The 19,459-nt window shown below is 71.8% G+C and carries 17 protein-coding genes and 3 pseudogenes; 10 read left to right on the forward strand and 10 right to left on the reverse strand.

The window, feature by feature from the left end:
• Window position 1: 1 nt before the first annotated feature.
• Window positions 2-199 (reverse strand): hypothetical protein, encoded by a 198-nt coding sequence (locus ACHMXE_RS19645; protein WP_395350865.1) that lies wholly within the window; start codon window positions 197-199, stop codon window positions 2-4.
• A 41-nt stretch (window positions 200-240) separates the two neighbouring features.
• Between ACHMXE_RS19645 and ACHMXE_RS19650 the strand changes: the two genes are divergently transcribed.
• Both ACHMXE_RS19650 and ACHMXE_RS19655 read left to right on the forward strand, forming a co-directional pair.
• A complete protein-coding gene (locus ACHMXE_RS19650; RefSeq protein ID WP_395350867.1) occupies window positions 241-804 on the forward strand; it encodes a DUF1295 domain-containing protein in 564 nt (187 codons plus the stop codon).
• Window positions 801-1,463, forward strand: a complete 663-nt coding sequence (locus ACHMXE_RS19655) for a DUF6134 family protein (protein WP_395350869.1) — start codon at window positions 801-803, stop codon at window positions 1,461-1,463. The genes ACHMXE_RS19650 and ACHMXE_RS19655 overlap by 4 nt, the downstream gene beginning before the upstream one ends.
• On the opposite strand, the pseudogene ACHMXE_RS19660 reads toward ACHMXE_RS19655, so the two are convergent.
• Window positions 1,444-2,788: pseudogene (locus tag ACHMXE_RS19660) on the reverse strand (amidohydrolase). The gene ACHMXE_RS19655 and the pseudogene ACHMXE_RS19660 sit on opposite strands and share 20 nt — an antisense overlap.
• Before the next feature lie 123 nt (window positions 2,789-2,911).
• On the opposite strand from ACHMXE_RS19660, the gene ACHMXE_RS19665 reads away from it, so the two are divergent.
• Window positions 2,912-3,748: a LysR family transcriptional regulator gene (locus ACHMXE_RS19665; RefSeq protein WP_395350871.1), complete on the forward strand. Its 837-nt coding sequence runs from the start codon at window positions 2,912-2,914 to the stop codon at window positions 3,746-3,748.
• 60 nt (window positions 3,749-3,808) lie between these two features.
• Here the strand turns inward: ACHMXE_RS19665 and ACHMXE_RS19670 are convergent, their stop codons facing one another.
• The gene (locus tag ACHMXE_RS19670; protein ID WP_395350874.1) at window positions 3,809-4,207 is read right to left on the reverse strand and encodes a LysR substrate-binding domain-containing protein; all 399 of its coding nucleotides are present in this window, start codon (window positions 4,205-4,207) and stop codon (window positions 3,809-3,811) included.
• A gap of 376 nt (window positions 4,208-4,583) precedes the next feature.
• Window positions 4,584-4,922, reverse strand: a pseudogene (locus tag ACHMXE_RS19675) (LysR family transcriptional regulator); the annotation flags it as partial.
• On the opposite strand from ACHMXE_RS19675, the gene ACHMXE_RS19680 reads away from it, so the two are divergent.
• On the forward strand, window positions 4,885-6,219 hold the full coding sequence (locus ACHMXE_RS19680; RefSeq protein ID WP_395350876.1) for an aspartate aminotransferase family protein: 1,335 nt from the start codon (window positions 4,885-4,887) through the stop codon (window positions 6,217-6,219). The pseudogene ACHMXE_RS19675 and the gene ACHMXE_RS19680 sit on opposite strands and share 38 nt — an antisense overlap.
• A 16-nt stretch (window positions 6,220-6,235) precedes the next feature.
• A complete protein-coding gene (locus tag ACHMXE_RS19685; RefSeq protein WP_395350878.1) occupies window positions 6,236-7,138 on the forward strand; it encodes a transporter substrate-binding domain-containing protein in 903 nt (300 codons plus the stop codon).
• A 16-nt stretch (window positions 7,139-7,154) separates the two neighbouring features.
• On the opposite strand, the gene ACHMXE_RS19690 is transcribed toward ACHMXE_RS19685, so the two are convergent.
• Together ACHMXE_RS19690 and ACHMXE_RS19695 are read right to left on the reverse strand one after the other, a co-directional pair.
• On the reverse strand, window positions 7,155-8,474 hold the full coding sequence (locus ACHMXE_RS19690) for an MFS transporter (protein ID WP_395350880.1): 1,320 nt from the start codon (window positions 8,472-8,474) through the stop codon (window positions 7,155-7,157).
• Between the two features lie 76 nt (window positions 8,475-8,550).
• Window positions 8,551-10,200, reverse strand: coding sequence for a GMC family oxidoreductase (locus tag ACHMXE_RS19695; protein ID WP_395350882.1), 1,650 nt, complete (start codon window positions 10,198-10,200; stop codon window positions 8,551-8,553).
• A gap of 95 nt (window positions 10,201-10,295) precedes the next feature.
• Here ACHMXE_RS19695 and ACHMXE_RS19700 point away from each other — a divergent pair, with 95 nt between their 5' ends.
• Window positions 10,296-11,108, forward strand: a complete 813-nt coding sequence (locus ACHMXE_RS19700; RefSeq protein ID WP_395350884.1) for an IclR family transcriptional regulator — start codon at window positions 10,296-10,298, stop codon at window positions 11,106-11,108.
• Between the two features lie 108 nt (window positions 11,109-11,216).
• Window positions 11,217-11,708 (forward strand): DUF4124 domain-containing protein, encoded by a 492-nt coding sequence (locus ACHMXE_RS19705; protein WP_395350886.1) that lies wholly within the window; start codon window positions 11,217-11,219, stop codon window positions 11,706-11,708.
• A gap of 10 nt (window positions 11,709-11,718) precedes the next feature.
• Here ACHMXE_RS19705 and ACHMXE_RS19710 read toward each other — a convergent pair whose 3' ends face one another.
• A complete protein-coding gene (locus ACHMXE_RS19710; protein WP_395350888.1) occupies window positions 11,719-12,693 on the reverse strand; it encodes a DUF2272 domain-containing protein in 975 nt (324 codons plus the stop codon).
• 142 nt (window positions 12,694-12,835) lie between these two features.
• On the opposite strand from ACHMXE_RS19710, the gene ACHMXE_RS19715 reads away from it, so the two are divergent.
• Window positions 12,836-13,426, forward strand: coding sequence for an NADPH-dependent FMN reductase (locus ACHMXE_RS19715; RefSeq protein ID WP_203202252.1), 591 nt, complete (start codon window positions 12,836-12,838; stop codon window positions 13,424-13,426).
• Window positions 13,427-13,432: 6 nt separating this feature from the next.
• Here ACHMXE_RS19715 and ACHMXE_RS19720 read toward each other — a convergent pair whose 3' ends face one another.
• On the reverse strand, window positions 13,433-14,434 hold the full coding sequence (locus tag ACHMXE_RS19720; protein WP_395350890.1) for a helix-turn-helix domain-containing protein: 1,002 nt from the start codon (window positions 14,432-14,434) through the stop codon (window positions 13,433-13,435).
• A 172-nt stretch (window positions 14,435-14,606) separates the two neighbouring features.
• On the opposite strand from ACHMXE_RS19720, the gene ACHMXE_RS19725 reads away from it, so the two are divergent.
• Together ACHMXE_RS19725 and ACHMXE_RS19730 are read left to right on the forward strand one after the other, a co-directional pair.
• The gene (locus ACHMXE_RS19725) at window positions 14,607-15,995 is read left to right on the forward strand and encodes an acyl-CoA dehydrogenase family protein (RefSeq protein ID WP_395350891.1); all 1,389 of its coding nucleotides are present in this window, start codon (window positions 14,607-14,609) and stop codon (window positions 15,993-15,995) included.
• On the forward strand, window positions 15,929-17,176 hold the full coding sequence (locus ACHMXE_RS19730) for a DUF2252 domain-containing protein (RefSeq protein WP_395350893.1): 1,248 nt from the start codon (window positions 15,929-15,931) through the stop codon (window positions 17,174-17,176). Before ACHMXE_RS19725 ends, ACHMXE_RS19730 begins: the two co-directional genes overlap by 67 nt.
• Here the strand turns inward: ACHMXE_RS19730 and ACHMXE_RS19735 are convergent.
• Window positions 17,130-17,933, reverse strand: a complete 804-nt coding sequence (locus ACHMXE_RS19735; protein ID WP_395350895.1) for a sulfite exporter TauE/SafE family protein — start codon at window positions 17,931-17,933, stop codon at window positions 17,130-17,132. The genes ACHMXE_RS19730 and ACHMXE_RS19735 overlap by 47 nt on opposite strands.
• Window positions 17,930-19,458: pseudogene (locus ACHMXE_RS19740) on the reverse strand (AMP-binding protein). The gene ACHMXE_RS19735 and the pseudogene ACHMXE_RS19740 overlap by 4 nt, the downstream one beginning before the upstream one ends.
• Window position 19,459: the final 1 nt, after the last annotated feature.

Genomic DNA, 19,459 nt, shown 5'->3' on the forward strand with positions numbered 1-19,459 from the left:
TTCAGCCCGCTGCGAAGCCGCCTTCGCCGGCCTCGCCTTCACGGCCGCGGTCGCGCTGGTGGTCTGGCTCGAGAGCCTGGCGCGGCGCGACGCGAGCCTGATCGACCGCTTCTGGCCGCTGCTGATCGCGGGCGCGGGCCTGGTCTACCTGGTGCTGCTGCCGAATGCGCCGCTGCACGACCCCGCGCGGCCTGGCCATGGCCGTGCTCGCGCTGCTGTGGGGGCTGCGGCTGGCGCTCTATGTGGCGGCGCGCAACTCGGGGCCACGGCGAGGACCGGCGCTACCAGGCGATCCGCGCGCGCAACCAGCCGGGCTTCGGCGGGAAGAGCCTCTACCTGGTGTTCGGGCTGCAGGCAGTGCTGGCCTGGATCGTCTCGGCGCCGCTGTTCGTCGGCATGGCGGGCGCGCGGCCGCTGGGCTGGCTCGACATCGCGGGCGGCGCGCTGGTGGCCTTCGGCATCGGCTTCGAGGCCATCGCCGATGCCCAGATGTCGCGCTTCAAGGCCGACCCCTCGCACCGCGGCCAGGTGATGGACCGCGGCCTGTGGCGCTACAGCCGCCATCCCAACTACTTCGGCGAGGCCTGCGTCTGGTGGGGAATGTGGCTGATGGCGCTGGGCGCGGCCGGCCTCGGCGGCGCCTGGAGCGTGGTCTCGCCGCTGCTCATGACCTGGCTGCTGCTGCGCGTGTCGGGCGTGCGCCTGCTCGAGGCCGACATCGGCGAGCGCCGGCCGGCCTATCGCGACTACATCGCGCGCACCAACGCCTTCGTGCCGGGGCCGGTGCGCCGGCCGCCGGAATGAGGGTGCGCCATGCCGGCACGGCGCTGGCGTGCGCGCTGGCCTTCGCGGCGGGCGCGCAGCCGGTGGCCTCGCCCGCCACGGGCGAATGGAACTTCCGCGTGCTGCTCGACGACGCGCCGATCGGCGAGCACCGCTTCGTGCTCACGGCCGCGGGCGACGAGCGCCGGCTGAGCAGCGAGGCCGCGTTCGCGGTCAAGCTGCTGGGCGTCACGGTCTACCGCTACCGGCATTCGGCGGTCGAGCACTGGCGCGGCGACTGCCTGCGCCGGCTCGATGCCGACACCAACGACGGCGGCGACCGCTCCGAGGTGCGCGCCGAGCGCGACTCGGAGGGCGACGGCCCCGCGCTGATGGTCGTCACGCAACGCGGGCGCAGCGCGATGCCGGGCTGCGTGATGAGCTTCGCCTACTGGAACCCCGCGATGCGCGCGCAGCAGCAGCTGCTCAATGCGCAGACCGGCAAGCTCGAGCCGGTGCGCATCGCCGCGCTCGACGAGGGCCGCGTCGAGGTGCGCGGCCGCGGCGTGGCGGCCCGGCGCTGGCGCGTCAGCGGGCCCGAGCAGCCGATCGACCTCTGGTATGCCGTGGCCGACGGCGAATGGCTGGGCCTCGATGCCCAGGTGCGCGGCGGCAAGAAGCTCAGCTACCGGCTGAAGTAGGCTTCGCGGCCAGCGCGCTCAGCACGGCGGCCGTCATCGCCTGCACGCCCGTCGTGATCGAGGGCTCGGGCACCGGCGCGAAGAAGGGCGAGTGGTTGAAGGGCAGGGGCTTGCCGCCTTCCTTTGCGAGTCGGCGACCTCCTTCGGATCGTTCACGCCGATGAAGAAGAAGAAGGTGGGCACGCCCTCCACCGCGAACTCCGAGAAGTCCTCGCTGGCGGTGATCGGCGGCACCTGCACCACCTTCGCATCGCCGAGCTGCGCCTTGAGCGCGGCCACGGTGCGCTGCGCCAGCGCCTGGTCGTTGATCACCGCGCCGTTGCCGCGCGCCGGGTCGAGGCCGATGGCGGGTTCGGGCGCGCCCGCCATCGCGGCCGAGGCCAGCGCGGTGCGGCGCACGCCGTCGATCAGCTGCTTGCGCACCTGCGGCTTGTAGCTGCGGATGGTGCCGCGCAGCAGCGCCGAGTCGGGAATGATGTTGCCGGCGGTGCCGGCCTGGATCGCGCCCACCGTCACCACGCCGAACTCGGCCGGGTCCTTCTCGCGGCTCACCACGGTCTGCACGTCGGTCACGAAATGGGCCGCCTGCACGATCGGGTCGATCGCGCGGTGCGGCGCCGAGCCGTGGCCGCCGCGGCCCTTGAAGTCGATCTCGAAGCCGTCGGAGGCCAGGTGATCGGCCCCGCGCGGTAGCCGACATAGCCGTACGACGAGGCCGAGGTGTGCAGCGCGAAGGCCGCATCGGGCTTGGGGAAGCGCTTGTAGAGCCCGTCGGCCAGCATGCCCTTGGCGCCGCCGCTGGCCTCCTCGGCCGGCTGCGCGACGAACACCAGCGTGCCCTGCCACTGGTCCTTGAGCGCGAGCAGCGTGCGCGCGGTGCCGACCCAGCTCGCCATGTGCACGTCGTGGCCGCAGCTGTGGGCGACGAAGGTCTCGCGGCCCTGCCAGGTGGCCTTGGCCTGGCTCGCGTAGGGCAGGCCGGTCTTCTCCTGCATCGGCAGCGCGTCGAGCTCGGTGCGCACCAGCACCGTGGGGCCGGCGCCGTTGCGCAAGACCGCGACCACGCCGGTGCGGCCCACGTGCTCGGTCACCTCGAAGCCGAGGGCGCGCATCTGCTCGGCCAGTTTGGCGGCCGTGCGCACTTCCTGGAAACCGAGTTCGGGATGGGCGTGGATGTCCTTGTAGAGCGTGTCGAGCTGCGGATAGGCCTCGCGCGCGAGCGACTCGATGCGCTGGACGTTGGGGGCGGCGCCTTGCGCCATGGCGGCGGGCACGGCGGCGCAGGCGAGGCAGGCGGCGAGGGAAAGCTGGCGAAGTGAATGCATGAAGGGACCTGTCTCCTGGGTGAGGTGTCTTTGCTTGTTCTTGAAAGGGACCGGCCGCGAATCTAGGCAATGGCTTGCCAGGCGTCCAATGCATTGTTCTATCCACAGCCATAATTCCAATGCATGAACAGGCCCCTCCATGCCATGACCTTCGTGCAGCTGCGTCACTTCCTCTCGGTGGCCGAGACGGGCTCCTTCACGCGCTCGGCCAAGGCGCTGTCGATCACGCAGCCGGCGCTGAGCCGCAGCATCCATGCGCTCGAGGAGGTGCTCGGCCGCGCGCTGTTCGACCGCGTGGGCCGGCGCAGCGAGCTCTCGCATTTCGGGCGCGAGATGCTCGAGCGTGCGCGCCACCTGGTCGGTGATGCGCAGGAACTGGTGGCCAGCGCGCGCGGCGGTGGCGGGGCCCACCTGCGCGTGGGACTCGGTGCCGGGCCCGGCGCATTGCTGGCCACGCCGCTCTTGCAGCGCATGGCCTACCGCGGCGCGCCGGTGCGCATCGACATCCTGCGCGGCGATACCGACCGGCTGGTGCAGGCGCTGCGCCAGCGCACGCTCGATGCCGCGGTGGTCGAGTTCCGCACCGTCACGCCGAGCATCGACCTGCGCGTCGAGCCGCTGGTGGAGATGGGCGGCGCCTTCATGTGCCGGCGCGGCCATCCGCTCGCGCGCAAGCGCGGGCCGATGACGTTCCAGAGCTTGAAGGACTACCCGTTGGCGTCCACCGGGCTCGGGCGCGACGTGGTGCGCGCGATGGTCGATGCCTACGGCCCCCGAGGCGCATCCCGACCGGTGCGTGACCCTGCGCTGCTCGGAGCTGTCGAACCTGGTCGAGCTCGCGCGCGACAGCGACGCGATCCTGCTCGCGGTGCGCGCGGTGGCGCCCGACCTGGTGGCGCTGCCGGTGCACCCGCCGCTGGGCCGCGCGCGCTTCGGCCTCGTGACCCTGGCCGGCCGTAGCGAGGCGCCGGCGCTGTCGTTGCTGCGCGAGGTCATCGCCGAGCGCATGCCGGCCGAGTCCTAGGCAGGCAGTGCGTCGGCGCCGATGCGCTCCCACAGCCGCGCGACCGCGGGCCGCGCATTGAGCCGCGCGCGCCAGGCCACGATCGCGACCTCCACGTCCCACGCGCCGTCGCCCACCGGCACCAGCTCGCCGAGCCGGCCCGCGACGAAGGAGCTGTCGGGCAGCCAGGCCATGCCCATGCCCTGCTGCGCGAGGTCGCCAAGCACGTCGGTCATCTCGGACTCGAAGGCCCGGTAGCCGGCCAGCGGCTGCGCCGACTGCTCGATCGCGGTCGCGACCACGCGCGCGAAGTAGCCGCTGGGCGAGTACATCAGCAAGGGCAGCGGATGGGTTGCGCTGCCCGGCAGCGCGAAGCGTTCGGAGGCGGCGAGCGCGCGCGAGACGTAGGGCCGCACGCGCTCGAGGCCGAGCTCGCGGCGCTCGAAGCGCGCGGCATCGAGCTGCAGCGGATGCGCGGCCTGGTGGAAGCCGATCGAGCACGTCGGCCGAGCCCGCGCTGAAGGCCGTCAGCGTGTCGTGCACGTTGCCGACCTCGAGGCTGCAGCTGAGGTCGCCCGCGCCCGACCAGCGCGCCCACCAGCCCGGCAGCCGCGTGCTCGCGAGCGCATAGGTCGAGGCGATGCGCACGTGGTTGCGCGCGGGCGCGTCGCCGATCTCGGCGCGCGCGTCGGCGATCTGGTCGAGCAGGCCCGCGGCCACCTTGCGGAAGCGCTCGCCCGCGGGCGTGAGCCGCGTGGGATAGGCCGCGCGATCGATCAGTTTGGCGCCCAGCCATTGCTCGAGCGCCTGGATGCGGCGGCTGAACGCGGCCTGCGAGACGTTGCGCATCTCGGCCGCGCGCGTGAAGTTCTGCACCTCGGCCAAGGTGACGAAATCCTGAAACCAGCGTGTGTCCATCGCGACCTCTGTTGCTTTGCGTGCGGCGCATTCTGCAAGCCGCGTGCCCATCGCTTGCGTGCATGGGCGATGCGTGCCGCGCATCGCGCCCGGATGCAAACTCGACATTGGACCGCGTGCGCGGGCCTCGCGACCATTGGCGAATCCACTCACCACTTCAGCAAAGGATTCGGACATGAGCGAACGACTGCGCGCGGCCGCGAAGGAATACATGGTGCGCTACGGCGGCGACACCTTCCCCAACCTGTTCCGCAGCGCCCGCGGCGCGGTGGTGGTCGACGACACGGGCCGCGAGATCCTCGACTTCACCTCGGGCCAGATGTGCGCCACCATCGGCCACAACCATCCGGCGATCGTGCGCGCGGTGCACGAGGCCGGCGAGAAGGCCTTCCACCTGTTCAGCGGCATGATCCCCGAGGTGGTGGCCGAGCTGGCGCAGAAGATGGCCACCGACTGGATGCCCGCGCCGCTGAGCAAGTCGCTGTTCGTGAACACCGGTTCCGAGAGCAACGAGGTCGCGCTGCGCATGGCGAAGATGTACACCGGCGGCTTCGAGATCCTGGCCGTGGGCGGCTCCTGGCACGGCGTGACCGGCGGCACCAGCGCGGTGTCGTTCGCGAGCGACCGCAAGGGCTACGGCGTGCACGTGCCCGGCGTCTACCTGATGCCCGAGCCCAACGCCTACCGGCCCTACATCCGCGGCATGTCGGGCGAGGAATCGGCGCTGGCCTGCCTCGAGCTCGGCCTCAAGATGTACGACATGGCCTCGACCGGCCGGCGCGCCGCGATCATCATCGAGCCGATCATCAGCGCGGGCGGCGTGCTGGTGCCGCCCCGGTCGTACATGCAGGCGCTGCGCCGCGCCGCCGACGAGCGCGGCATGCTCTTGATCTTCGACGAGGCCCAGACCGCGTTCGGCCGCATCGGCCACCGCACGGCCTCCGACTTCTACGGCGTGGTGCCCGACATCATGTCGGTGTCGAAGACCATGGGCGGCGGCCTGCCGCTGGCGGCCGTGGCGACCAGCCCGCGCATCGAGCAGGACGTGCACGAGAAGGGCTTCACCTTCTACACCAGCCATGTCTCCGACCCGTTGCCCGCCACCGTCGGCCTCGCGGTGCTCGACACCATCCGCAGCGAAGGCCTGATCGAGCGCGCGCGCACCACCGGCGGCTACCTGCGCGGGCAACTGCTCGAGCTGCAGCGGCGCTACGAGGCGATCGGCGACGTGCGCGGCGAGGGCCTGCTGCTCGGCGTGGAGCTGGTGCAGGACCGCGAGTCGCGGCTGCCCCATCACGAGCTCGGCGCGCGCACCACGAAGAAGTGCTTCGAGCTCGGCCTGAGCATGAACATCCGGCGCCGGCCCGAGCGCGGCTCGGTGTGGCGCATCGCGCCGCCGCTCAACGTGGCGCACGAGCAGATCGACCGCGCCATCGAGATCCTCGACCGCGCGCTGCGCGAGAGCCTGGACGAGATCGCCCATCCCGCGCCGGTGGCGCTCGCGGCCTGACGCGCCGGAGAACGCCATGAAGACCCCGAATCGAATGCTCGCGGGCGCGCTGCTCGCGGCTGTCGCTGTGGCCGCTTTCGCGCAGGAACCCGGCGGCACGCTCGCCAAGGCCAAGGCCGCCGGCACCCTCGTGATGGGCGTGCGCGAGGCCTCGCCGCCGCTGTCGTACGCGGTGGGCGGCGGCTATGTCGGCTACCACGTCGAGCTGTGCGAGCAGATGCTCGCGAAGCTGCTGCCCGGCGTCGCGGTGCGGCCGATGGTCGTGACCTCGCAGAACCGCGTGCCGCTCTTGCAGAACGGCACCGTCGACATCGAGTGCGGCTCGACCACCAACAACGCCGCGCGCCAGCAGCAGGTGGCCTTCGGCAGCACGACCTACATCACCGAGGCGCGCTTCGCGGTGCGCGCGGCCAGCGGCATCGAGTCGGCGGAACAGCTCAAGGGCAAGACCGTGGTCACGACCGTGGGCACCACGCTCGTGCAGCGGCTGCGCAGGCTCGAGCAGGACAACAAGGGCATGGCGCTGAACATCGTGCTGGCCAAGGACCATGCCGAGAGCTTCCTGCTGCTCGAGAGCGGCCGTGCCGACGCCTTCGCGATGGACGACAACACGCTCGCGGGCAACATCTCGAACGCACGCAATCCGGCGGACTTCCGCATCGTCGGCAAGCCGCTGGGCATCGAGCCGATCGCGATCATGATCCGCAAGGACGACCCGGCCTTCAAGCGCGCGGTCGACGGCTACCTCGCGAGCGCGATGGCCTCGGGCGCGCTCGAGAAGCTCTATGCGCGCTGGTTCATGGCGCCGATCCCGCCGCGCAACGCGGTCATCAACATTCCGCTGAGCGATTCGCTCAAGGCGGCCTTCCAGTCGCCCAACGACCGGCCGGCCGAGGCCTACGAGGAGCGGCTGCCCTGAGACGCGCGCGGCCGCCTCAGCGCGCCGGTGCCACCACCGGCGCGTCGGCCGGCGAGGGGCTGCGCCCGATCATCCAGGCGCACAGCGCCGACACCACGCCCGCGAACAGCACGTACAGGCAGATCTGCCACGGCTCGCCGCCGCCCGACTTGAGCAGCGCGGTGGCGATGATTGGCGTGATGCCCGAGGCGAAGATGCCCGAGAACTGGTAGACGAAGGAGATGCCGGTGTAGCGCACCTTGGCGTCGAACAGGTCGCAGAACAGCGCGGCCTCGGGGCCGTAGACCGAGGCATAGAGGATGCCGAACGGGATCACGATCGACAGCCACACCAGCAGCACGTTGCCGCCGCTGTGCGTCATCAGCCAGAAGCCCGGGAAGGCCGACACCGCGGTGATCAGCGACCCCCACATGTAGACCCGGGGCCGGCCCATGCGGTCCGACAGCCGGCCGAAGAAGGGGATGGCAAAGCACATCACGATGGCCGCGGCCATCACGCCCAGCAGCGCATCGGTGCGGCTGAGCTTGAGCGTGCCCGTGAGGTAGGCGATGGAGAACACGCCGAAGATGTTGAAGAACACGCCGTCGATGTAGCGCGCGCCCATGCCCTTCAACACGTTGCCCGGATAGCGGCGCAGCATGTCCATGAACGGGATGCGCAGTTCGGCGTTGCGCGCCTTCACCGCCGCGAACTCGGGCGTCTCCTTCACGTGCAGCCGGATGTACATGCCCACCGCCACCATCAGCCCCGAGATCAGGAAGGCGATGCGCCAGCCCCAGGCCATGAACTGCTCGTCGGTCAAGAGCCACGACAGCAGCGCCACCACGCCCGAGGCCAGGCACAGGCCGATGGCCAGCCCGATCTGCGGCAGCGAGGCATAGAAGCCGCGCTTCTCCTTGGGCGCGTACTCGTAGGCCATGAGCACCGCGCCGCCCCATTCGCCGCCCAGGCCGATGCCCTGCGCCACGCGCAGCACCAGCAGCAGCAGCGGCGCCGCGATGCCGATCTGCGCGTAGGTGGGCACCAGGCCGATCAGGAAGGTGGCCACGCCCATGATCATCAGCGTGATGATCAGCATGCTCTTGCGCCCGATCTTGTCGCCGAAGTGGCCGAAGATCACGCCGCCCAGCGGTCGCGTGACGAAGCCCACGGCGAAGGTGGTGTAGGCCAGCAAGGTCGCCACCACCGGGTCACTGCCCGGGAAGTAGAGCTTGTTGAACACGATGCCGGCCACCACCCCGTAGAGGAAGAAGTCGTACCACTCGATGGTGGCGCCCACCAGCGCCGAAATCACCACCCTGCGAATCGTTTTCTCGTCGTCGCGTGCACTGCTCATGTGTTGTCTCCGATGAGTGTTGTCGTGGCGGCCTCTTGGTTTTCAGTCTCGGCGGGCCGTGCGGGATGCGTTGCTGCTAGTGCGCGGCCGAAGCCGCCCTGTGGTCCTCTCTGATCATGTCGACGGCCTTCTCGGCCATCATCACCGCGGGTGCGTTGGTGTTGCCCGACACCAGCGTGGGCATGGCCGAGCAGTCGACCACGCGCAGGCCGCCGATGCCGTGCACGCGCAGCCGCGCATCGACCACCGCGAGCGGGTCGTGGCCCATGCGGCAGGTGCCGGTGGGATGGAAGATGGTGGCGCCGTTGTTGCGGCAGAACTCGAGCAGCTCGGCATCGCTCGCGGCCTGCGCGCCGGGCTTCACCTCGCGCTTGACGTAGGGCCGCATCGCGGGCGCCTCGGCGATGGCGCGCGCGGCCTTCACGCCGGCCACCGCGGTCGCGCGGTCGAGTTCGGTCGCGAGGTAGTTGGGCTGCATCTCGGGCGGCTCGGCCGCGTCGGTCGAGCGGATGCGGATGTGGCCGCGCGACTCGGGCCGCAGCTGGCACACCGAGAAGGTGAAGCCCGAGTAGGGATGCACCTTGCCGCCGGCCATGTCGGCCGAGAGCGTGGCCACGTGGAACTGGATGTCGGGCGTGGCGGCCACGGGGCGGCCCGCATCGTCCTTGAGCGCGCGCATGAAGCAGCCGCCCTGGTTGATGCCGATCGCGAGCGCGCCGCTGCGGTGCAGCAGCCATTCGAGGCCCAGGCCGAGCTGGCCGGCCCAGGAGTTGAGCTGGTCGTTGGTGGTGATCGGTTTCGTGCACTCGTAGCCGAGGCGGATCTGCAGGTGGTCCTGCAGGTTCTCGCCCACGCCCGGCAGTTCGTGCACCGGCGCGATGCCGAAGCGATCGAGCAGCGCGCGCGGGCCCACGCCCGAGAGCTGCAGCAGTTGGGGCGACTGGATCGAGCCTGCGGAAAGCAGCACTTCGGCGCGGCAGCGCGCGGTCTTCTCCATGCCGCCTTGCCGATAGCGCACGCCGACCGCGCGCCGGCCCTCGAACACGAGGCCGGTGGCCAGCGCCTCGGTCTCGATGCGCAGGTTGGGGCGATGGCGTGCCGGTGAGAGGTAGGCCTTGGCGGTGCTGCAGCGCAGGCCGCGGTGCGTGGTGAGCTGGTAGTAGCCCGCGCCTTCCTGTGCGGCGCCGTTGAAGTCCTCGGTGCGCGGCACGCCGGTCTGCCGGGCGCCTTCGATGAAGGCCTCGATCAGTTCGTGCCGCGCGCCGATGTCCGACACCTTGAGCGGCCCGTCGCCGCCGTGGAACTGGCTCGCGCCGCGCTGGTTGCCCTCGGAGCGCACGAAGTAGGGCAGCACTTCTTCGTAGCCCCAACCGGGGTTGCCGAGCGCGGCCCAGTGGTCGTAGTCCTCGCGCTGGCCGCGGATGTAGATCAGGCCGTTGATCGAGCTCGAGCCGCCGAGCGTCTTGCCGCGCGGCCAGTAGATGCGGCGGCCGTTCATGTTGGGATCGGGATCGGTCTCGAAGCGCCAGTTGTAGACCGGGCTCCACATGGTCTTGCCGTAGCCGATCGGCAGGTGGATCCACGGCGAGCTGTCGCGCGGGCCCGCCTCGAGCAGCAGCACGCGCGTGGCCGGGTCCTCGCTCAGGCGCGCCGCCAGCACGCAGCCGGCCGAGCCGGCGCCCACCACGATGTAGTCGAAGGCTTCTTCACTGAGAGAGTCAGGCATGCGTGCGGTCCGGCGATGGAACAATGGCCACGATTCATTGCATCCTAGGTTATTGATTTTCGGAACGCAATGTTCCACTTTAGAGGTTTACCCGCATGCCCCGTCCCGCGCGTTCCGCTGCCGCCCCTGTTGCCGCGCCCGTTGCCGCCTCCGCCGAGGAGCCCGTTTCCGGTTCCTCGGCCGAGCGCAGCCTGCGCCTGCTCGCGCTGCTGGCGCACGAGGGCCGCGCGCTGTCGCTGGCCGATCTCGCGGCGCAACTGGGCCTGCCCAAGGGCACCGCGCACCGCATCTGCACCCAGCTGCTGGCCACCGGTTTTCTCGCGCGCGACCTCGACGAGCGCTCGTTCGTCGTCGGCCCCGCGCTGCGCCAGCTCGCCTTCGACACGCTGAACCACGGCAGCGTGCGCGGCCTGCGCCACGAGGTGCTGGCGGCGCTGGTGCAGGAGGTCGGCGAGACCTGCAACCTCACCACGCTCGACGGCGCGCGCGTGCTCTACCTCGACCGCGTGGAGGCCCAGTGGCCGCTGCGCCTCACGCTCGACGTGGGCTCGCACGTGCCGCTGCACTGCACCGCGAGCGGCAAGCTCTTCCTCGCGCAGATGCCGAAGAAGGCGCGCGACGCGATGATCGACGGCCTGCCGCTGCCGCGCATGACGGCCAGCACCCTCACCGACCCCGACGCGCTGCGCGCCGAGTGCGACGCGATCGCGCAGGACGGCTTCTCGCGCGACCGCGAGGAGTTCATGGCCGGCCTGGTGGCCGTGGCGGTGCCGGTGCGCGACGCGGCCGGCGAGGTGCGCGCCGCGCTCGCGGTGCATGCGCCGACCGCGCGCATGTCGATGGCCGATGCCGAGCGGCGCATCGATGCGCTGAAGGCCGCGGCGCTGCGCATGGGCGGGTTGCTGTGAGCGACGGACGGTGCGTGCCGCGAGCCCGCGGTGCTTGGCGGGTCGTGACAAAGCGCACAGAATGAAGCTGCCCGTGCGTCGTCCCGGCACGGCCCTCTTCTCATCTTCATGCGAACCCCTCTGCTCACCGCCACCTCGTTGCGCACGTTGATCGTCGCGGCGGTGCTCGTGCTGGGCGCGTCGGCGAGCTCGGCCGAGGTGGTGCGCTGCCTCGATGCCAACGGCGCCACCGTCTACACCGACGGCGCCTGCCCGAGCGGCACGCGTTCGTCGCGCCCGGTGCAGATCGCCGAGCCGCCGCCGCCTTCGGCCCTGCAGCCGGCCCCGCCCGCGCGTGCGCCCGATTACGCACCGCCGCCAAGTGCCGCTGCGCCGGCGCCGCCCTCGAACCCGGGGCTGTCGATCATTCCGCGCTATCCCGACGAAGGGCGCGCGGCGCAGGCAGATCCCGAGCCGGTCTATCTCTGGGGGCCCGATCCCTACGCCTATCCGCCACCGCCGCGGCGTCGCGTGCAGCCTCCGCCGCCGCACGTGCACGACCCCGGTCCGGGCCGCCGGCCCTGCGCCCACATGGCGGGGCTGCAGCGCAACAACTGCTGAAGCGACCGCTTCAGCGCCACTGCAGCAGCAGCGACCAGGGCTGCCGGCTCATGTGCCGGTCGATGCATCCCGCCGCGCAGCCCTCGGGCAGGTAACTCGGATCGAGCGTCCGCGTGCCCGGCGCGAAGTCCAGCCGGCGCAAGGTGACCGACTGCAGCACGTTGCCGCCGACCGCGTCGAAACCGCGTGCGTCGACGGCCGTCACCACGTCGCAATGCATCGGCAGCGCCGCGCCGCCCGTGGGCCGCGTCGCGAGCACCGTGCCGATCTTCGCGAAGCTGTCGAGCGCCGAACGCGCGCCGCGTGTCTGGCACACCAGGTCGCCCACGCGCGGCGGCGTGAGCGCGAGATCGCAGGCCCGCAGCACGAAGCGCGTGGCACGGCCCGCCGCTTCGTCGACGCCGGCCTTCCAGGCCGCGCCCGCGTAGTCCACGTGCGCCTCGGAGAACACGAACTCGTCCGCGCCGAGGCCCGCCTGCCGCGCGAGCCAGCTGATGAAGGCGGCCGACCAGGGCGTGTCGATCACCGCGACGCGGTTCACGGCCGTCGCCATCGCATGCAGCTCGGCCGCGTCGAGGCCCTGGTCGGGTCCGACGCCCAGCCCCATCAGGCGCGAGGCGCTGGCCTGGTTCAGCGCCTCCAGCAGCAGCGTGCGATCGGCCGGCCGCAGGGCACCGAAGCGCACCAGCGAAGGCAGCTTCACGCGCGGCTGGTCGACCGCGTCCCAGTAGCCGAGCACGCGCTGCCACGGCGCGGGCGCGAAGCGCGAGACGCGTCCGTCCTCGGCCTCGGAACTGCCCGCATCGACCATGCGGCCTTCGGCATCGAGAGTCTGCGCGCCGAAGGCCTCGTGCTCGCGTTGCGCGGCGGCGGCCATCGCGCGGGCGCGTGGCGGCGAAGGGGCCTCGGCCGTGGCCAGGCAGGACGTCGCGGCGAAGGCGGGCGTGCCGATGAAGAGGCACGCGGCCATGAGCCAGGAGCGCATCGAAGGAGAAGGGCGGCGAAGCAGCGGCATGCCGGGCAAGCATAGCCCGGCATGCGGGTGGGCGAAGCATCGGGGCGCCATGCGGGCGCGTTACCCTTCGCGCAAGGGCCGCACCCCGGCGGCCCTGCGAAACGGAGCGACGATGGCAGACAAGATCCTGGTGTTCTACGGTTCCTACCGTGCCGACCGCATGGGCGTGCGGCTCGCGGACTATCTGGTCGAGCGGCTGGCCGCGCGCGGCGCCGAGGTGGAGCTGATCGATGCCAAGGCCGTCGACCTGCCGATGCTCGACCGCATGTACAAGGAGTACCCGGCGGGCACGGCGCCCGAGGCGATGGAGACGCTGGCGCGCAAGATCCGCGCGGCCGATGCCTTCGTCTTCGTGACCGGCGAATACAACTGGGGCCCGCAGCCCGGCCTCAAGAACCTCACCGACCACTTCCTCGAGGAGTGGTTCTGGCGGCCCGCGGCGATCGCGAGCTATTCGGCCGGCCGCTTCTCGGGCGTGCGCTCGGGCACGGTGTGGCATTCGATCCTCTCCGAGATGGGCATGATCGTGGTGTCGAGCACGCTGTCGGTCGGCCCGATCTCGCAGACGCTCGATGCGCAGGGCCAGCCCACCGGCACGGCCGGCGCCTCGCTCGACCGGGCCTTCGGCCGCTTCGCCGACGACCTCGCGTGGTGGACCGAAGCCGCGCGCGAACAGCGCGCGCGCAAGGCGCCGCCCTATTGATCTTCTTCAAGCAGACCGGCTTCGGCGCGTGCTTTCGTCGCCGGGCCCGCTGCCCCCGTGCCGCAGGCGATAGGCCGAGGGCGTGCAGCCGAAGGCCGCGCCGAATGCGCGCGTGAAATGCGGAATGTCCTGGAAGCCCCAGCGCAGCGCGATGGCCGAGACCGGCCGCCGGTCCGCGGGGTTCGCGAGGTCCTGCGCGCAGCGTGCCATGCGCTGCGCACGGATCCAAGCGGCCGGCGTGCTGCCCTCGTGCGCGAAGGCCAGGTGCAGGTAGCGCACCGAGACACCGAAGCGCCGGGCGATCGAGGGCACGTCGAGTTCGGGTGAATCGAGCGCCTCGAGCACGTGGGCCTTGACCCGGCGCACCAGCAGCTGGCGGTGCGCATCGCGCATGGGCGGCGCAGGCGCCACGCCAGCATCCGCCGCGCGTGCCGACTCGGCCACGAGTTCGCACAGCAGCACCGCCAGCCGCTCGGCCGCCGGCCCCGCGGGCAGCCCGCCGCCCTCCATCAGCGACTGCATGAAGCCCGAGGCCGCGCGCCCGATGCCGGCCGGCCCGCCGATCGCGCGCGCGAACAGGGCGCGTGGCTCGCTGACGCGCGGCAGCAGCAGCTCGCGCGGCACGCGCAGCGACAGCACCTCGAAGCGCTGCTCGAAATGCAGCGTGTAGGGCCGGGCGGTGTCGACGATGCTGAAGGCGCCGGGCGTCACGCGCGTCTCGCGGTGGCCCTGGCGCACGATGCCCTGGCCCGCGACCTGCAGGTTGACGAACAGCCGGTCCTGCGGATCGCGCCGGATCTGCGAGAAGTCGCGCACCACGGTGTGGGCCTCGGCGCGGATGCGCGCCACGTTGATGGCGCCAATGCCTTCCATGTCGACGCGGCTCGCGAAGCCCGTGCCGCGCTCGGCCGAGCGCGGATCGAGCGCCGCGAAGGCTTCGCACACCACCTCGCGCCAGTAGGCGAACTGCTCGGGCGCGGCGACGGCTTCGGTGGACCAGGACTTCATGTGCGCACCTGTGGGCGGGCGGTTGGGATACGCATCATCGCGACGGCACGCGGGCCTTGCAAGCCGCGCGCCCGTGCTGCGCGATCCGGCAAGGCGCCGTGCACGAAACGACAAGGCCGACCGGGGGTGGCGCGGCCAGACTGCGGCCACCCATCACTCGACCGGATTTTCCATGACCATCGACTTCACCCTCGACCCCGCGCGCCGCGCCCTCCAGCTCGATGCGCGGCGTGCCGCCAGCGAGGTGCTCTCGCAGGTGCGCGCCGCCACGCACGCGCTGCACACGCCCGGCGAGCGCTTTCGCGCCACGCGGCCGATGTACGAGGAGATCATCCGCCGCGGCTTCCTGCGCCGGCTCATGCCGCAGCCCTTCGGCGGCGAGGGCACGGGCATGGTCGACCTCGCGATCGTGGCCGAGGAGTTCCATGCGGTCGACTGCAATGTCTCGCTGACGCTGTTCGCCAACCTGCTGGGCCTGGCGCCGCTGTTCATCGCCGGCACGCCCGAGCAGCACCGGCGCCTGCTCGCGCCCTTCCTCGCCTGCGAGGGCGCGCCGCTGGCCGCGCTGGCCAACAGCGAGCCGGGCGGCAGCGCGAACTTCGCCGCGCCGCGGCCCGGCGAGGGCGTGCGCACCAGGGCCGAACGAAGCGAGGGCGGCTGGCGCGTCCACGGCACCAAGCAGTGGGTGTCGGCCGCCACCGGCTGGGACGGCGAGGGTGCCGACCTGCTCAGCGTGGTCTGCCGCACCGACCCCGAGGCACCGCCCGAGGCCGCGCTCTCGATCCTCGTGGTGCGGCGCGGCGCGCCGGGCCTGGTGCCGCTGCACGACATCGATGCCATGGGCCACCGCGCGCACCTCGTGCCGCGCTTCCGGCTCGACGGCGTGGCCGTGCCCGACGCCGACGTGGTCGGCCCGGTGGGCGGCGCGCGCGACATCGTCGAGGCCAGCTTCTCGGGCACCGCGGCGCTGGTCGGCATCATGGGCGTGGGGCTGATGCGCGCGGCCTTCGACGTGGCGCTGCGCTTCGCGAAGACCGAATGCCGCGGCGGCGCGCTGCCCATCATCGAGCACCAGGCCGTGGGCTATGCGCTGGCCGATGCCAAGACCACCATCGAGGCCGCGCGCTACCTCGGCTGGAAGGCCTGCGATGCGATCGACCGCCAGCTGCCCGGCGCGCTCGAGCTCGCGCTGCAGTCGAAGATCTTCGGCTCCGAAGCCGCCGTGCGCGTGATCACCGACCTGATGCGCGTGGTGGGCATCGAGAGCTACGACCACGAGCTGCCGCTCGCGGGCCTGCTGCAGGACGCGATCGCGCTGCCGCTGTTCGATGGCGGCAACATGGGCGTGCGCCGGCGGCAATTGCACTGCGCTGCTGCGCGCGGCGGACTACGACCCGCTCACGGCCGCCGGCATCGCCTGAGCACGCTGGTCAGCTGCGGCTGGGTGCCGAGCCGCAGAATCCCGTCACCCAGAAAGCGGGAAGCAAAAGCACCATGCCCAATGCCGTCAAGACCATCCGCGCCTTCAACGCCGACCGCGATCCCGAACGCCTGGCGATGAAATACGCCAACCTGCGGTCGAGCCCCTTCGTCTTCCTGCGCGGCACCTGCCACCTGTTCCACGACCGCCTGCCCTCGGGCGCGCTGTTCGCGAAGGCGCCGCTGGCGTGGCTCTGCGGCGACGCGCACCTCGAGAACTTCGGCAGCTACAAGGGCGACAACCGGCTGGTCTATTTCGACCTCAACGATTTCGACGAGGCCGCGCTCGCGCCCGTGACCTGGGAACTGGTGCGCTTCCTCACGAGCGTCCTCGTGGCCGGCGATGGCCTGAGCCGCGGCGCCGCCGAGTCCGCCGCGCTGTGCAGGGTTTTCCTCGACGCTTATGCGGGCGCGCTCGCGCTCGGCAAGGCCCGCTGGGTCGAACGCGACACCGCGACCGGCCTGGTGCGCGAACTGCTCGACACCCTCAAGGCGCGCACCCGCCCCGCCTTCCTCGACCGGCGCACCGAGCGCAAGGGCCGCCGGCGCCTGATCCGCTGCGACGGCAAGCATGCGCTGCCGGCGAGCGAGGCGCAGCGCGAGCGCGTCGTCAAGCTGATCGATCGCTTCGCGGCTTCGCAGCCCAACCCGGGCTTCTTCGAGGTGCTCGACGTGGCGCGGCGCATCGCGGGCACCGGCAGCCTCGGCGTGGAGCGCTACATCGTGCTGGTCGAGGGCAAGGGCTCGCCCGATGCCAACTACCTGCTCGATCTCAAGCAGGCGCTGCCGTCCTCGCTCGCGCCGCACCTGAAGAAGACGGCGCAGCCCGCCTGGGAATCGGAGGCGCACCGCGTGGTCGCCCTGCAGCGCCGCATGCAGGCCGTGTCGATGGCCTTCCTGCATCCGATCGTGACGCGCAAGCGCTCGTATGTGCTGCGCGGCCTGCAGCCCAGCGAGGACCGCGTGAGCCTCGACGTGCACCGCGCGCGGCCCGCCGACATCCGAGCCGTGCTTTCCGACATGGGGCAGCTCATGGCCTGGGCGCAATTGCGCAGCGCGGGCCGGCAGGGCTCGGCCATCGCGGACGCGCTGGTCGACTCCGGCGCTTCGGTGAAGTCGTGGCGGGGGGACCTGCTCGACGCCGCGCAGCAGTGCGCCGCGCAGGTGGCGCAGGACTGGGCGGCGTACTGCGAGGCCTACGACGCGGGCGCGCTGCTCACCCGGCCAGCCCGATCAGCCCGGCCACCGAGCGCAGCACGCTGACCGCCGCCAGCGCGATCAGCAGGTTCAGCACATGCCGCCTGAACTGCTCGGGCGACACCCCCTTGAACGAGCGCTGCCCCCACCAGATGCCGGCCAGCATCGCGGGCGCGAGCCACAGCGCCCATTTGAAGGTGTCGGGCCCGAGCAGCTTGCCGGTGGCGTGCGCGGCCGGCATCAGCGCGGCGCTCGCGAGCGAGACCACGTCGCTGAACAGCAGCAGTGCGATCAGCGTGGCGCGCAGCGCGGCCGGTGCCATCGCGGTGGTGCTCAGCAGCACCGCGATGGCGATGCCGCCGATGGCCGCCACGCCGTTGATGAAGCCCGAGGCCAGGCCGGCGCCGAAGCGCACCGCGCGCGTGGGCACCAGCGTGGCGCGCGCGCCGCTGCGCAGCAGCAGCGCGGCGGCCATCAGCAGCGCGCCGATCAGGAGGCGCAGCGGCGTCTCGGGCAGCCAGGCCAGCAGCGCCACGCCGAGCGGAATGAACAGCAGGTTGCCGAGCATCAGCCAGCCCAGCCAGGGCATGTCGACATCGCGCGCGATGCCGCGCAGCTGGCTCAGGCTCGCGAGGATCTCGAGCATGAAGATCGCGGGCACCACCAGCGCGGGCGAGACCACGAGCGACACGCCGGCCACCGTGATGGCCGAGAAGCCGAAGCCCGCGAAGCCGCGCACCACGCCGGCCGCGAACACCACGCACAGGCTGTAGACGAGCAGCAGCGGCGCCAGCGGCGGCGTCAGCAGGTCGGCCGGGTTCATGCCGCGAACAGCGGCAGCAGCTTGAGCCGCTGCACCTTGCCCGAGGGCCCGCGCGGCAGGTCGGTCACGAAGCGGTAGTGGCCCGGCGCCTTGTAGCGCCCGAGCGCCTCGGCGCTGAAGGCGCGCAGCTCGTCCTCGCCGCAGGCGCAGCCCTCGCGCAGCACGATGCACACGCCGACCTCCTGGCCGTAGTGGCGGTCGGGCACGCCGACGGCCGCGGCCTCGAGCACGGCGGGATGCCGCAGCAGGGCCTCGTCGATCTCGCGCGGCGCGATGTTCTCGCCGCCCTTGATGATCAGTTCCTTGATGCGGCCGGTGACGAAGAAGAAGCCGTCGGCATCGCGGTGGCCGAGGTCGCCGGTGCGCAGCCAGCCGTCGGGCGTGAAGCTGGCGCGCGTGGCCTCCTCGTTCTTGTAATAGCCGCGCATCACGTTGGGCCCGCGGATCGCGAGCTCGCCGGTGCTGCCGTCGGGCACTTCGGCGAGTGACGCGTCGATCACGCGCGCCGCGCAGCCCGAGGCGCGGCCGACCGAGCCCAGCTTGCGCCGTGCCGGATCGAGCGGGTTCGAGAACGAGGGCGCGGCGGTCTCGGTGAGGCCCATGGTCTCGACGATGCCGATGCCGAACAGGCGCTCGAAGGCGCGGTGGTGCTCGGGCGGCAACGCGGCCGAGGCCGAGCGGCAGAAGCGGATCGCGGCCGTGCGTTCGCGCGCGGGCGCCTCGCCCTCGAGCAGGTACGAGATCATGGTCGGCACCACGTTGATCCAGCTGCAACCCGTCTGCGCCGCCTGCTCCCAGAAGCGGCCGGCCGAGAACTTCGGCGGCATCGCGAGGCTGCCGCCGTGCGCGAGCGGCGCCAGCATGGTCACGCAGAAGGCATTGATGTGATAGAGCGGCAGCACCGCGAGCACGCGGTCGGCGCTTCCCAGCTCGTGCTCGGCGCTGATGGCCTGCGCGTTGGCCGCGAGGTTGCGCTGCGTGAGCATCACGCCCTTGGGCTGGCCCGTGGTGCCCGAGGTGTACATCAGCAGCGCGACCGCGTCGGGCGAAGGTGCGGGAAGCGCGGGAAGCGCGTTCGCTTCGACTTCCCCCGGCAGCGCGAGCCCGTCGGGATCGGCCACCAGCACCGACACCGGCCGGCCGATGTCCGCCAGCATCGCGCGCGCACGCGCTCTTCCCACTCGGGCGCCACGCAGACCACGCGGCAGTCGGAGTGCGCGAGCACGTAGCGCATCTGCTCGGGCTGCGACAGCAGGTTGACCGGGTTCACGACCATGCCCGCATGCATCGCGCCGAGCAGCAGCCGCAGCGTCTGCAGGCCGTTGGGCATCACGACCGAGACCGTGTCGCCGGGCCGCGCGCCGGCCGCCTGCAGCGCGCCGGCCACGCGGCGGCAACCGAGCGCGAGCGCGGTGCAGTCGATGCGCGCCTCGCTCTCGGTGGACAGCGCATACACCGCGCCCGGCTGGCGCGCGGCGACCTGCTCGATCAGGCCATGGACGGTGTCGCCGTCGCCCGCCGCCATG

The sequence above is a fragment of the Variovorax sp. UC122_21 genome, from assembly GCF_044056785.1.
GTDB lineage: Bacteria > Pseudomonadota > Gammaproteobacteria > Burkholderiales > Burkholderiaceae_C > Variovorax.